The 12620-nt window shown below is 44.1% G+C and carries 14 protein-coding genes and 1 pseudogene; 5 read left to right on the forward strand and 10 right to left on the reverse strand.

Annotation, left to right across the window (positions count from 1 at the left end; all coding sequences use genetic code 11):
* A pseudogene (locus QTO06_RS12515) lies at positions 1 to 278 on the forward strand (IS4 family transposase); the annotation flags it as partial.
* A 40-nt stretch (positions 279 to 318) separates the two neighbouring features.
* Here the strand turns inward: QTO06_RS12515 and QTO06_RS12520 are convergent.
* Together QTO06_RS12520 and QTO06_RS12525 are read right to left on the reverse strand one after the other, a co-directional pair.
* Entirely contained in the window at positions 319 to 2277 is a 1959-nt protein-coding gene (locus QTO06_RS12520; protein ID WP_331408307.1) for a monovalent cation:proton antiporter-2 (CPA2) family protein, read from the reverse strand.
* Positions 2274 to 2891, reverse strand: coding sequence for an NAD(P)H-dependent oxidoreductase (locus tag QTO06_RS12525; protein WP_331408308.1), 618 nt, complete (start codon positions 2889 to 2891; stop codon positions 2274 to 2276). Before QTO06_RS12525 ends, QTO06_RS12520 begins: the two co-directional genes overlap by 4 nt.
* Before the next feature lie 332 nt (positions 2892 to 3223).
* Here QTO06_RS12525 and QTO06_RS12530 point away from each other — a divergent pair, with 332 nt between their 5' ends.
* From QTO06_RS12530 to QTO06_RS12540, 3 genes are all read left to right on the forward strand, one after another.
* A complete protein-coding gene (locus QTO06_RS12530; protein WP_331408310.1) occupies positions 3224 to 4165 on the forward strand; it encodes a LysR family transcriptional regulator in 942 nt (313 codons plus the stop codon).
* A gap of 179 nt (positions 4166 to 4344) precedes the next feature.
* Positions 4345 to 5298 carry a hypothetical protein gene (locus tag QTO06_RS12535; RefSeq protein ID WP_331408311.1) on the forward strand — a complete coding sequence of 318 codons (954 nt, stop codon included), beginning with the start codon at positions 4345 to 4347 and terminating at the stop codon, positions 5296 to 5298.
* Between the two features lie 88 nt (positions 5299 to 5386).
* Positions 5387 to 6037: a hypothetical protein gene (locus tag QTO06_RS12540; protein WP_331408312.1), complete on the forward strand. Its 651-nt coding sequence runs from the start codon at positions 5387 to 5389 to the stop codon at positions 6035 to 6037.
* 109 nt (positions 6038 to 6146) lie between these two features.
* Here QTO06_RS12540 and QTO06_RS12545 read toward each other — a convergent pair whose 3' ends face one another.
* From QTO06_RS12545 to QTO06_RS12565, 5 genes are all read right to left on the reverse strand, one after another.
* Positions 6147 to 6578, reverse strand: a complete 432-nt coding sequence (locus QTO06_RS12545) for a YccF domain-containing protein (protein ID WP_331408313.1) — start codon at positions 6576 to 6578, stop codon at positions 6147 to 6149.
* Positions 6579 to 6768: 190 nt separating this feature from the next.
* Positions 6769 to 7983 carry an MFS transporter gene (locus QTO06_RS12550; RefSeq protein ID WP_331408314.1) on the reverse strand — a complete coding sequence of 405 codons (1215 nt, stop codon included), beginning with the start codon at positions 7981 to 7983 and terminating at the stop codon, positions 6769 to 6771.
* Between the two features lie 12 nt (positions 7984 to 7995).
* Positions 7996 to 8145 carry a hypothetical protein gene (locus QTO06_RS12555; protein ID WP_171052086.1) on the reverse strand — a complete coding sequence of 50 codons (150 nt, stop codon included), beginning with the start codon at positions 8143 to 8145 and terminating at the stop codon, positions 7996 to 7998.
* Between the two features lie 266 nt (positions 8146 to 8411).
* A complete protein-coding gene (locus tag QTO06_RS12560; protein ID WP_331408315.1) occupies positions 8412 to 8945 on the reverse strand; it encodes a DUF3332 domain-containing protein in 534 nt (177 codons plus the stop codon).
* A gap of 260 nt (positions 8946 to 9205) precedes the next feature.
* Entirely contained in the window at positions 9206 to 9724 is a 519-nt protein-coding gene (locus QTO06_RS12565) for a cysteine hydrolase family protein (RefSeq protein WP_331408317.1), read from the reverse strand.
* Between the two features lie 120 nt (positions 9725 to 9844).
* Between QTO06_RS12565 and QTO06_RS12570 the strand changes: the two genes are divergently transcribed.
* Positions 9845 to 10768 (forward strand): GlxA family transcriptional regulator, encoded by a 924-nt coding sequence (locus tag QTO06_RS12570; RefSeq protein ID WP_331408319.1) that lies wholly within the window; start codon positions 9845 to 9847, stop codon positions 10766 to 10768.
* Here the strand turns inward: QTO06_RS12570 and QTO06_RS12575 are convergent, their stop codons facing one another.
* The 3 genes from QTO06_RS12575 to QTO06_RS12585 form a co-directional block, all read right to left on the reverse strand.
* On the reverse strand, positions 10769 to 11701 hold the full coding sequence (locus tag QTO06_RS12575) for a Gfo/Idh/MocA family protein (RefSeq protein ID WP_331408320.1): 933 nt from the start codon (positions 11699 to 11701) through the stop codon (positions 10769 to 10771). It abuts the gene before it with no gap.
* Positions 11702 to 11834: 133 nt separating this feature from the next.
* Entirely contained in the window at positions 11835 to 12194 is a 360-nt protein-coding gene (locus QTO06_RS12580) for a hypothetical protein (protein WP_331408321.1), read from the reverse strand.
* 15 nt (positions 12195 to 12209) lie between these two features.
* The gene (locus QTO06_RS12585) at positions 12210 to 12551 is read right to left on the reverse strand and encodes a hypothetical protein (protein WP_331408323.1); all 342 of its coding nucleotides are present in this window, start codon (positions 12549 to 12551) and stop codon (positions 12210 to 12212) included.
* Between the last annotated feature and the right edge of the window lie 69 nt (positions 12552 to 12620).

A 12620-nucleotide genomic window follows, 5' to 3' on the forward strand; every position in this document is an offset into this window, starting at 1 on the left:
TGCGCTTCATTAAAGAAGTTGATGATCTATCAACAGAAAGTTGTGAAAAGGTTTTAGGTACGAAAGCTTGGAAGCTACTGTGGTTGAAACTAGAAAGTAAGACGTTGCCTAAAGAAACGCCGGATATGGGCTGGGCGTACAAAAATCTCGCTAAATTAGGCGGTTGGAAAGATACCAAGAGGACGGGCAGAGCTTCAATAAAGGCACTTTGGGAAGGATGGTTTAAACTGCAAACCATTCTTGAAGGCTACGAACTCGCAATGTCTCTTGATCACTAGACTTGTGATCAAGAGACAGCCCAGAGGGAGGTTTCAGAATTTATTTAGGCACTTCTTGGCAAGGTTGCAGATCTTGAACGTTGTCTTCGTTGAAGTCGTCTGCATATCCTTTCGGTGGCGGTGTCCAACCGCGTTCTGAGCGGGACAGTTTATCGTGACGATCTTTCTGCATCTCTTCAGCCATCCTCTCCTCAAGGTGAATAAACAGTTGACGGAAGTTGTTATCGTAACGTTCGCCCTCAGAGTCATCGGCCCACGCTTCGTAAAGCATGTCTGATTTACGATCCTCTACCCGCTTATACGTTGTTTTTTGCTGCTCAACATAAAATGGGTGAATTCCAAGAGATTTCATTACGTGTCCACCCATTTCTAATGCAGAGTGGTACGTCTCGGATTCGATAATATCGGCTCCGGCTTGGCGGAGCAGGTAGCCATGGCCACGGTCGAACGCGCGAGCGATTACTTTCACTTTTGGATAGGTGTGCTTAACGTATTTGACCAGTTCGACACTGGCTTCTTGGTTATCAATGGCAACCACAAGAGCAGCAGCGTGTTCGATTCCTGCAGTGTGTAACATGTCTGGGCGCATGGCATCACCAAAGTAAGCACGTGTACCTATTTGACGCATGTTATCTATTTGACTGGCTTGGTGATCTAGCACAACCGTCTGAACGCCATTAGACACTAATAGGCGATTGACGATCTGACCAAATCGGCCAATACCTGCGATGATGACCGTACCTTGTTCTTCAATCGTGTCGCTTTCGCGCTCGTTAGATTCACTCTCAAAGCGAGGAAGAATGACTTTGTCGAACAGGATGAATAATCCAGGCGTCAAGAACATTGAGATCGCAACAACCAATGCCAGTGTTTGTGAAAGCTCGAATGGAATCACGTGGTTTTGCACTGAGAAGCTCAGAAGTACAAAGCCAAACTCACCCGCTTGCGCTAGGCTCAACGTAAACAACCATCGGTTGCTGCCTTTGATGCGGAAAATGAAAGCAAGAATAAACAGAATCGCCGCTTTCAGAATCATTACACCTAGCGTAAGAGTGATGATCAAACCAAAATCGCTGAACAGTACTGAGAAGTCAATGCCTGCGCCAACCGTGATAAAGAACAGACCCAGCAGCAAACCTTTGAATGGTTCAATGTTTGACTCCAATTCATGGCGGAATTCACTGTTCGCTAATACTACGCCTGCTAAGAAAGTACCTAGAGCAGGAGATAAGCCCACTAGGCTCATCAAAGCAGCAATGCCGATCACCAGCATCAATGCCGTTGCGGTAAAGATTTCACGCAGGCCAGAGCTTGCTACGTAGCGGAACAGTGGACGACTTAGGAAATGCCCGCCAACAACGACAATAGCAATAGAGGCCGTAATCACTAGGCCGTAAGCCCAGCCAGGAAGTCCAGCAACCAAGCTGAGTTCTTCATGATGTTCTGCGGCTGCTTGAGCTGCCGATTGTGCTTGTTCTACCAACTCTGGCAGTGCCAACAGTGGAATAAACGCCAGCATTGGAATAACTGCGATATCTTGGAAAAGCAGTACCGAGAACGCGTTCTGACCACCTTCGGTTTTGGTTAATCCTTTTTCACTAAAGGTTTGCAGAACAATCGCAGTGGATGACAGCGCAAAAATTAAGCCGATCGCCAGTGCAATGGTCCATGGCTGACCAAAGTAAATTGCAATTGCCATAATTAGCGCAGTGGTACCACCAACTTGGAGACCACCTAAGCCCATTAAGCGGTTACGCATCGCCCAAAGCATTTTGGGCTCAAGCTCTAAACCAACAAGAAATAACATCATCACGACGCCAAATTCGGCGAAGTGTTGAATAGTCGTGGTTTCTTCACCTACTAATCCAATGATTGGCCCAATAACCACACCAGCGATCAGGTACCCCAGTACCGAACCTAAACCTAAACGCTTTGCTAAAGGGACGGCTATAACGGCGGCAATAAGATAAACGAAGGCTTGTAAGAATATCCCTGTCATGACGCTTCCTTAATCAGTTGTGGCAATGCACTGTTTAATTTTATGAGCGAAGCCGCTGCTTCAATATCAAGTGCGTCATTGACTAACGCGTTAAGCAGCGTCTTATAGCGCTCAACATGTTGTGGGATTCGCTCTTCTTCTTGAGCGGTGCGAGAGCCAAACAATGCTAAGGGAGCGATATAGTTCATGCCCGTGAGTGCTGTCATTTGTTCAATTGGAGCAAGGAGTTCACGTATAGTGAAATGGTTGTAACCTTCCGCTTTATAAGCTTCTTCCTTACCACCAGCAGACAGTACACATAACATGGTTTTACCATGAAGAGCAGTCCCTTCCGAACCATAAGCAAAGCCATACTCTAAAACCAGATCTTGCCACTCTTTTAGAATGGCGGGAGTGGAGTACCAGTAGAGTGGAAATTGGAAAATCACTACATCGTGCTCAATTAAGCGTTGTTGCTCTCGATCGATGTTGATATTGAAATGCGGATACTCTGCATAAAGGTCGACACACGTGACACCTTCGAGTTGTTGAGCAGCTTTAAAAAGAGGAGCGTTGACTTCAGAGCGATGCTGGGAAGGATGCGCAAAGAGAATGAGGACTTTTTTATTTATCATAGGAATCCTTGCTATGCGTCTAGACCATTTTGGTATAGGAATGAAAGACTTTTGATTACTGTAACAAACTGTAACTCATAAATGAGGCTCTATCTACATTAGTGATTGAACAAACGGTAGGTAAGCTCATTATCAATACAGTCTAAATAATCAGCGCTATGCATAGGAGAATCTTATCGTTTAGGAGAGTGAGATTAGAGCATTAACTTTCTTTGTTATTTTTCCGTCATGAAGATGTATTGAGCGCAAATAATCAGCACCTGTCGATTGGAAAGTCGTCAAATCTGTTCTTATGCTGAACAATAACCCTAAGTTATCAACGATGTGAATTTATGGCAAAAGACCTCTTCTCTAATCTCGACCTCAATTTACTGAGGACGTTTATCATTCTCCATCAAGAACGAAATATGCGCCGTGCGTCTGAGCGTTTATTTGTTTCCCAACCTGCTGTGAGTAAAGCACTACAGAGACTGCGGGATCACTTCGAAGATGAGCTATTTGTAAAAACTCATCACGGTTTGCGCGCGACTGAATATGCCAATGAGTTGGCTGAGAACCTTGCTCCGTTGCTCGATGAAATATCCTCCACTCTTAATGGCTCTAAAGATTTTGCGCCACAAGAGTTAAATGGCACGCTCAAAATTGCGCTAGCCCCCTTCATTCTGAGCTCTTATGCGAGTGAAATTTTCCAAGCGATACGAAAACAAGCTCCAAATGTTCAAATTCACTTGCTCAACTGGTCGCGTTCTACGATGGAGGAAATTATTAAAGATGAAGTTGTTTTAGGGGTGAACTATGAAATCGACCATGCTCCAAAAGAGCTGTTAGCTAAATTGATTGTTCAAGATGCGTTTTGTGCGTATGTGAGAAAAGATCATCCCTTAAAAGACAATAAACTATCGATTTCAAATTGTGAGAGCTTAGAGTTTGCGACAATCATTGCCGCAGACTGGAACTCGAATATCTCTTTTTCAGAAAAAATAATGAAAATCAGAGGATTGGAACCAAAGATTGCGTTTCGTTCCGAGCTGCCATCGGCCATTATCGATGTTGTCACAAACTCAGATATGGTGTTCCCAGCATCAAAAACCGTCAACGCCGACAAGCTTTCACAGTTACGTAGGCTTGATATTGAATTTGATGGCATGGTTATTGAGCCATGCTTGCACGCATATTATCACCACAAGAATCGACGGAATGAAACGGTGCATTGGTTACGTAATATCGTAACGGATATCATTACTGGTCACCTAGAGCGTACTGCTTCTCAATAATAACCATCAGTTATCAAGCTAACTACCTTGGTTTATTAATAACCCGCCGTTAAGTGCGGGTTTCTTTTAAGCGATTAGAGACAAAAAACGCTGTTCAATATACTTCTCTTCATCAGGCAGGGAGTCCACTGAATCTGCAAGAGGCAGCCCTGAATTTCGACAAATTAAGAGAGTAAATCATGAAAGTTAAATTACTAAGTGCCGTTGTCGCAGCGTCTTTTCTAGCCGGTTGTTCATCATCTGGTTCTTCGGACTCCCCAAGTGAGCCTGCAGGTGTCGCATCTGTACAAACCTTTGAAGGTGAACATTTTGATGGAATGGCTATTCAAGGTGACAACGGTGAGTACAACACAGTAGCGATTCGTGGCGTAGAAGGTAACACCGTATTCAACGTGGGTGGTGAACTTTACTTCACTGATGGTGATGTTGTGAAAGACGCTTCAGGTAATGTGGTTGGTAATATCGAAGTACGCAACAATGAGCTGGTGTTTGTGAATGACAAAGGCTTCGTACACTTGAGCGTAGAAAATGGACGACTGGTTGTGGAAGAGTTTAAACCAACTATTAGCCACCCTATTGAAGATGATGTTGATCCTGGGTTTGGAACAACACCTCCGACTTATGGTGATATTTTTGAGCTCGAAGGCGCTGTTGTTGTGATAGGTGATAATGGTAACCACGTGTTCATTAACAAAGATGAGAGTGGTGAAGTGGGAATCCTTGTTGGAGATTCTGGTGCTTACTATACGGTAAATGATGGAGAGATCCGAAATGTTGAAGGTGACGTGGTTGGTCATACTTCGAAAGAAGGTGATAACTACATTGTCCGTCTAGAAGATGGTACTGAAGTGGTATTCCGCAATGAAGATGGACGCTTATTTGCAGGCGTGACCAATCGCCCAGACATCAGTCATCCAATTGAGGGTATACCAACGCATCCAATAGAAGTTCCGTTGCCTGTAAACCCGATTGAAGTAAATCCAGAGAACCCAATCGATGTTCCTGTAAATCTTCCTGAAAATGGCCTAACAAAAGAACAACGCGCAGAGTTGAAGCAAAAAGTACAGTCTCTGTCGCAAGAACAGCGTCAGCAAATAAAAAGAGCGATTCGTGACCGCGCCGAGCGTTCGTAAGCCTATCGCATAAAGGTAATTAGCAAGGAGCTGCTTGATTCAAGTGGCTCCTTTTTTATTTCATATCTTTTTTTAATAGGTTGTCCCAATGAGTAAACCGTTGACACTGCTTTGCGTACTCTTTGCTGTCCCTTGTTTTTCCGCTGACCATAGGATGCCAGAGTTTGGATTGGATGTTTCCAATACAGATGATGAATGGATTGTCACGGCCAGCGGTTATTTACAAGCTACCGAAGAGTGGAATATCTCAGCTGAAATTGACTCCACAGGTTACCTAGAAGTGGGAACTGGCTACGGTGTCATGCTCGGACAGTTCTATACCGAGGCTTTTGTGAGTTATGGACGTGCCGATTTATTTGATGTGTATGACGCTGGTGTATTTACAGGAACGGCTTTAGGTGACGATTGGATGGTTTTCGCCAATAGTTCTCATGAATGGAGAAAAAACGTTCTCGGTAAGTCATTCCCTGCATTCGAAAATACCACAAGAGAATGGAAAAATACGGTTGGAGCAAGTTATACGCCAATTGATTTTATCAGTTTTGGCTATGCTTATAACTACGATAAAAAGCTGACAGAAGGAGGTCATCGCACAAACCACGAAGTGAGAGTCACGCTAAAACCGCAATGGGTAGAGCCGTATGTGAAGTACACATTTGGTGAACATAGAGTCTCGCCGGGGTCGACTAAGGTCAGTGAAGAAAACAGCGTTGAGCTGGGAGTTAACTTTAACTTTTAAGGTGCAGGTATGAATATACAATCAACAATAATTGAATACGCAGTGGCGATTATGGGTTTACTTTTGACAGGAATAACCCTCTAAGCATTTTGCTCAGAGGGCCAACACATTAACGATTGATATTGTAGCGAGCCATAGCGGCTTCTTCAGTCGTTACGATTGTTTTACCAATCGGAGCAAGAGAGATAACCGCAAGTTTTAGGTGTTGAAGTGCAAACGGAATACCGATAATCGTCACGAAGCATGCCACTGCAGAAAGCACATGACCGATTGCTAACCAGATACCTGCAAACACGAACCAAATTACGTTACCAATGACGCCTAGCGGGCTGGTACCGATGTCCATTTCATTGGTTAATTCGTCTCTTGAAACGGCTTCTTTGCTGAATGGGAAGAACGAGAAGTTACCCATTACAAAACATGCACGTCCCCATGGAATACCGATGATGCTGATGAATGCCAGCAGTCCGAAGAACCACCATAGCAAACCCATGAATACGCCACCGAATACAAACCAGATGATGTTGCCGAGTGTTCTCATTTAAAAACCTTTTTGATTTATAGCTTTCGTTAAGTATGTCACACAAATCTTAACAGAAGATGAATGGGTTCATTCTATCTTAAATAAGCAATCATTGATGAGAATACCAAGTCCATTGAGGGAAAGCAGACGAATTGTTGATGGGGAAAGAGAAAAGGCTCTCGACGGTAAGCGTTGAGAGCCTCTCCGATTATGCGGTAGCCAAGTTCAAGCGCGGCACAGGCTTGTCATTGATAGGTAGGTGAATCAGCGCCGCGATAAACGCTAGCACAACCGTTGACCACCAGATTGGATCGTATGAACCGTAGTAATCATAAATACGACCACCAACCCAAGCGCCTAAGAAGCTGCCCACTTGATGGGTGAAGAACACTAATCCGTACAAGGTAGAAAGGTAACGAGCACCAAAGATCTGACGAACTAAGCCAGAAGTCAGTGGTACGGTGCCTAACCAACAAAAGCCGATCGCACCACCAAAGATAGCAGCGGTGTGCTCGGTGACAGGTAGCGTAACAAAAGCACCAATCACCACTGTGCGCATCAAATACAGCGCAGACATAACATAACGTTTGTTAAAGCGATCTGCCATTACCCCCCAGAAGTACGAACCAAAGATATTGAAAATGCCGACATACGCTAGCGCCATCGCTGCCGTTGATGCGGGTAAATCTTTGTCGGCTAAGTAACTCGGCAGGTGAGTCGCAATGAACATTACGTGAAAGCCACAGACAAAGAAGCCAGCGTGGATTAGCCAATAACCTTTGTGAGAGAAAGCTTCTGCTAATGCTTCTTTTAGAGTTTGTGTGTCTTCTTGTGCATTTGCAGTGTTACTCGTTTGTGGTTTCGCCGTTCTCATGAACAACGCAAACATCACCATAAAACTACACAGCACAGCAAACGCTTGAAGAGCACCTTGCCAGCCAAAATCACTCAACAGCGCTTGGGCTCCTGGGATCATGGCGAACATACCGAATGAGCCTGCTGCAGTGGTTAAACCAAATGCTTTCGCAGCGTGTTGTGCAGGGACGACCTTTGCCACAGCCCCTAGCACGATCACATAACTGGTTGCACTTAAGCCAAAGCCGACCAAAACGCCAAGTGATAGGTACATCATGGTTGGTTCAACAGCGATGGAAGTCAGGTAGAGGCCTAAAGCGTAGGAGATGGCACCTAAAATGATGATACGCTTTGCCCCCCAACGGTCTGACGCCATGCCGACAAACGGTTGAAACACACCAAACAACAAGTTTTGCAATGCAATAGCAAAGCTGAAAAACTCGCGACCAGTGTGGAAGTAGTCTGAAATTGGCATCATGAAAATGCCGAATGATTGTCTGATCCCTAGACAAATAATCAAAATCCCTATTCCAAGCCACACGAGAACTGGAAATCGGAAAATACTCATAGTTTGCTCTTATTAATGATGGTGGTGATGAGAATGGTCATGATGCTCGCCGTCACCTGTGGTTTGGTGACAGCCGCTGTTAATGGCTTGCTCTGCCAATATCTCCAATAACCTAGGAGAGTTATGGACGATGATTAGAGACAGCCCTAACATGACGGACATTCTCAGCACCTGAGCGAAAATGGTTTGAGAAAAAAGCATGCATTGTGCGCTCATGTAGAAAAAAGAGCGCGAAGTGTAGAGATAAGTCTGTGATGACACAAATGATAAAAAGTGAAGTAAGGTATGCGTTTTATGCATGTGTTTATCAGATAGGCAGACCAAGGTAAAAAGCGGTGGGTATTTGTTCTAAACTTGATTCTAAAAACGACAAAAGCTCATGCTACCTGGGCATGAGCTTGATCTTGTTTACTTGGTTTCAAATCTTTTTAGCTGTTTTGAAAAGACTCTAAAGCAGAAATCGAGGTTTCAGATACTAATTCACCATCCATGTAATAGCGGACTTGCTCACCATCTCTAATGCCAGTTAGAGTCGCCGTCGTACCATTGTCGTAAACAATGTGCATTTGAATGGTATTTTCGTCAACCTGATACATTTCACCGGACTCAATTTCTCTATTGTTGCTCAACGGGTCGATAGGAGCATCTTGTAGCTCTGGGCTTAGAGCATCGTTCACGTTGATGTGAGTTTTCGTTTTGCTATCGAAAATGTGTGGCGTACCTGTAATAGGGTTCTTGCCTGTCCAGAATTCAAGAGAGTTGAAAACCACATAATCTGCAGCAGTCGTAATACCATAAACAGGAGCGAGTAAAAAGTTCACACCAGCGCGAGCATAGCGGTTATCAACAACTTCAACGTTAAACTTCATCAACTTTCCGGTAACGGCGTTGCTACCCACACACCCAGTCAGTGACGCAGCTAAAAGAGAAAGACCAATTACCTTAACAGTGAGTTTTTTCATTTTATTTCCAGAGTTGTGTAAGAGAAGAAGCGCAGATTCTGGAGGAAAATAGAGTGTAAAAGTTACCATTTTACGCCACTGTTCAATTTAGCTGATACAAAATTGCCTTTCGCTTTGTTATTGATTTTATTGGTGATTGTTACTCATTGAATGATAAGTATGGCTATGTGTGTTTGTGATTATGTTGCGGCGTAAGGCTATTTGAACTTTTAGGCGACACGATGAAAATACCGTGTCGTCATGATGTGCCATAAAGCGCTTTATAGCTTTTGTTCTGCCGTTACTAGTGGGACGCGAGTTGATACAGCGTGCAGCGCGATGTTGTGGATCATTTCATCGACCGTTGTACAACAGTCCATAAGAATAGATACCTCGTATTTTTCTGCCGCTTTAGAAATCGCAGTATGAGTGACACAGTTTTGCGTCATCATGCCACTTACTAATAGCTCTGTTACCCCATGTTTCTGTAGTACTTCTTCAAGGTTTGTTTGTTCAAAGCTGTCTGCAAAGTGTTTGATAACTACATCTGTATTTGGCGCTAACGCCAAGATCTCAGGGTGAATCTCAGCACCTTCGGAGCCTTCATTAAAGAAAGGCGCAATGCCCATTGCTGGATCGGCGATGTGCTGAATATGAATGACAGGAATATTTTTCTCATTCGCTTTAGCAATTGCGCTCTTGATGTTGTTTAGTGTTGCTTCTGTATTCCATAGCGGAAATTTACCGTTAGGGAAGTAGTCGTTTTGTAGATCGATAACAAGAAGTGCTGCTTGGCTCATGGTGTTTTCCTTTTGTTTTCAGTGAATATGTTGCTTTGGTATGGGAGCTATTATGTACGCTTTCTTTTACCTTACTCAGTGTCTAAAATGACAAAAAATAGGTCAAAAGCGACATTTGGAATGAACAAGATAAACATTGCTATTGTGAACTATCCGGGGGCTTCAAAAGCGTCAGTCTATGGTTTGCAGGAGCTGTTTGAGATGGCAAGCCGTGCTTCGATTGAGCTGGATGTTGAATGTCGATTTCATGCAGATATCATTGATTGGAAAGAAGATAGTATTCGAGCTGATGAGTTCACGGTCGTCATACTGCCGCCAAGCGGTGCGCAGCAATATTACCTTTCGCCAAGTGAGGCGTTAACGTCTTGGTTGTTTGAGCAGCACAAAGCAGGTGCGGTGGTTGCATCGGCATGTGCAGGAGCGTTTGTTCTCGCGCAAGCTGATTTGTTGAATAACAAAGCGTGCACGACACACTGGGGCTTGGCAGGGTTATTCCGAGATAGGTTTCCTAACGTGACGCTTAAGCCTGAATCCATCCTTATCAACGAGGGCAGTGTCATCACAGCTGGTGGCATGATGTCTTGGCTGGATTTGGGGTTGGAGCTGGTTTCTCAGCTAAGTACATCTGCAGTGATGCGTTTGTTGGGAAAGATGCTGGTGGTCGATACTGGTGCCAGAGAGCAACGTTTTTATCAGCAATTTACGCCTAACTTTCAACATGGTGATAGTGCCGTTCTTAGTGCCCAGCACTACATGGCCGATCATTTCTCACATGTGATTTCAAACCAAGCTCTATCGGAGATCAGTTGTTTAACTGAGCGTACGCTTCAGAGACGTTTTCAAAAAGCGACAGGTTTGAATTTGAATCAGTATCTACAGCATCTTCGTGTGCAAAAGGCGTGTGATTTATTAGAGTCGAGTAACTTCGCTTTTGAAGTTATCGCGTATCAAGTTGGGTATCACGACGCGAGCGCGTTTCGCAAAGTGTTCATCAAAACCATGGGATTGGCTCCCAAAGCGTTCCGCGCTCGTTTTAGTGTTTAATTATCGACGCACTGATTGTTCAATATGCTGACAAATCGCTTCGGCAAGTTGGTGGCTAGCGATATTGCGCGCTACTATATCAGAGGCGATGTTGCCTGACTGGATGACTTCAAGCCAATCCAACAGCATAGAGTGGAAACCTTTACTGGTCAGCATTGGCGTCCAATCTTTTAAGCTCAACTTCTGCTCCTGATTGTCTTGCCACAGTTTCCCCTCAACAAACGAATCAAACTCCATCGCTTTGTTTGAGTAGCACGCTTGGACACGCTCTGAGGTGATACCAAAATGGCGGTTCATGGATGCGTGAAGCAGTGTCTCACCATGCTGCCATTGAATATCCAAACGAGCCAGTTGGTTACCATCCATTTGATGTGTAATGTAAGCGTCTTTCAGATCTGCTCTGGCGGTGATGTTCACGCTATCAAGAGGGTGGATAAAATCATCAAAAATGAAGGTACGGATATCCCCTGGTAATTGATGACGGTTCTTCTCCCAACGTAGTGATTTCAGGTCTGAAAGCTCACCTTTTTGGATGCTCGGCATATGTTGATTGTAGAGCGGAATATGACGGCGGTTGAAGCCAACATACAGAGGTTGTTTCACGCGTTCTGCCAGTTCATATAGCTTTTCCACTTCAGCAGCGCTGTCTGCCAAAGGCTTATCAACGAATGTCGGGATACCTTGTTCTAAAAAGAAAGACGCGATTTGAGGGTGAACGCTGGTAGCGGCGTGAATCATGACCGCATCTACGCCCATGCCAACCAGTTGCTGATAGTCTTGGCAGGTTTCTGCGATTCGATACTGTTGAGCGAGCGCGTTGAGTGCGTTTGCATTGCGGGTACAAAATACCAACTCTACATTGGGAAGTTGAGTGATAACAGGAAGGTAAGCTTTTTGAGCAATGTCGCCCAAGCCAATGATGCCAATTTTCATTTTGAGTTCTTCTTTCGACGTTCTATTTGCAGAAAAGAGTATAACTTGAATTTGGGTCCTCGTTTATGAGCAGGTTATCGATAATTTTGTATTTATGAATGAATCCTGCGTACCGTAATACGCAGGTAACGTATTAATCCGCAAACGATGTTAGGAAGCTCAAGCCATAGCATCGGTTGTAAGGGCCAAGAATAACCATTTGGGGTGTGTCTTTGGTGCTAAATTTGCACGTTTTACTGATGCCATTGTGAGTAAATGTTGCCGTCATCTCTTGCTGGTTTTTAGGTACATTCAATGCGCTAGAAAGTGTTTTGTTTGGAAGATTATCGATCGTTTTCCCTTCGACGGTGACGCTTGTTTGGGAACCTTTTGTCACGTCGCTTGAGTCTAAAATATAGATTGGAACTTCGTCTGAGGATGCACTGGAAATATTAGGTTTGTTTTGAACCGACAGTTCGTAATAGCCTTTATCTACGTCACCGAAAGCGAACACGATCTTGTGGTCACCCTAGTTTAAAGTGAGTTTCTTTTGGGCTAACTCATTTTGTGAGTTGGTATCAAAAAGTTTGAAGGTATAAGGAATGGTGTGGCTTTTCTGTTGAGCAATCAAAAGGCTTGATGAGGAAGCTCCATATTGAATGATGTCAGAGTACATGAGCTGCTCTTTTCCATTCTCGTAAGCTTTTAACTGCACATCTGAATATTGGTTTTTCCCAAAGTCGACAAGATTAACGGTTTGAACATGAACGGCTTGTATCGGGTCTGGGGTGAGCGATGGTTGATTGTCAGTACCACAACCTGAAAGAACGGCGGTTGTGATTGAGATTGCGATGAGTGTTTGTTTTTTCATTATAGAACCTTGTATTGCATGAAATTTTCCACCTAGCCATAGATGTTGATTTGAATGCTTATGGTTCGA

It is taken from the genome of Vibrio sp. M260121, from assembly GCF_036533715.1.
In the GTDB taxonomy this organism is placed as follows: Bacteria; Pseudomonadota; Gammaproteobacteria; order Enterobacterales; family Vibrionaceae; genus Vibrio.

What these genes read in the sequence shown, in the direction of transcription:
- QTO06_RS12555 (WP_171052086.1), bottom strand. Translation starts at nt 8,145, where the DNA reads ATGTCCGTCATGTTAGGGCTGTCTCTAATCATCGTCCATAACTCTCCT.
- QTO06_RS12540 (WP_331408312.1), top strand. Translation starts at nt 5,387, where the DNA reads ATGAGTAAACCGTTGACACTGCTTTGCGTACTCTTTGCTGTCCCTTGT.
- QTO06_RS12570 (WP_331408319.1), top strand. Translation starts at nt 9,845, where the DNA reads ATGAACAAGATAAACATTGCTATTGTGAACTATCCGGGGGCTTCAAAA.
- QTO06_RS12520 (WP_331408307.1), bottom strand. Translation starts at nt 2,277, where the DNA reads ATGACAGGGATATTCTTACAAGCCTTCGTTTATCTTATTGCCGCCGTT.
- QTO06_RS12530 (WP_331408310.1), top strand. Translation starts at nt 3,224, where the DNA reads ATGGCAAAAGACCTCTTCTCTAATCTCGACCTCAATTTACTGAGGACG.
- QTO06_RS12575 (WP_331408320.1), bottom strand. Translation starts at nt 11,701, where the DNA reads ATGAAAATTGGCATCATTGGCTTGGGCGACATTGCTCAAAAAGCTTAC.
- QTO06_RS12585 (WP_331408323.1), bottom strand. Translation starts at nt 12,551, where the DNA reads ATGAAAAAACAAACACTCATCGCAATCTCAATCACAACCGCCGTTCTT.
- QTO06_RS12560 (WP_331408315.1), bottom strand. Translation starts at nt 8,945, where the DNA reads ATGAAAAAACTCACTGTTAAGGTAATTGGTCTTTCTCTTTTAGCTGCG.
- QTO06_RS12550 (WP_331408314.1), bottom strand. Translation starts at nt 7,983, where the DNA reads ATGAGTATTTTCCGATTTCCAGTTCTCGTGTGGCTTGGAATAGGGATT.
- QTO06_RS12565 (WP_331408317.1), bottom strand. Translation starts at nt 9,724, where the DNA reads ATGAGCCAAGCAGCACTTCTTGTTATCGATCTACAAAACGACTACTTC.
- QTO06_RS12525 (WP_331408308.1), bottom strand. Translation starts at nt 2,891, where the DNA reads ATGATAAATAAAAAAGTCCTCATTCTCTTTGCGCATCCTTCCCAGCAT.
- QTO06_RS12535 (WP_331408311.1), top strand. Translation starts at nt 4,345, where the DNA reads ATGAAAGTTAAATTACTAAGTGCCGTTGTCGCAGCGTCTTTTCTAGCC.
- QTO06_RS12545 (WP_331408313.1), bottom strand. Translation starts at nt 6,578, where the DNA reads ATGAGAACACTCGGCAACATCATCTGGTTTGTATTCGGTGGCGTATTC.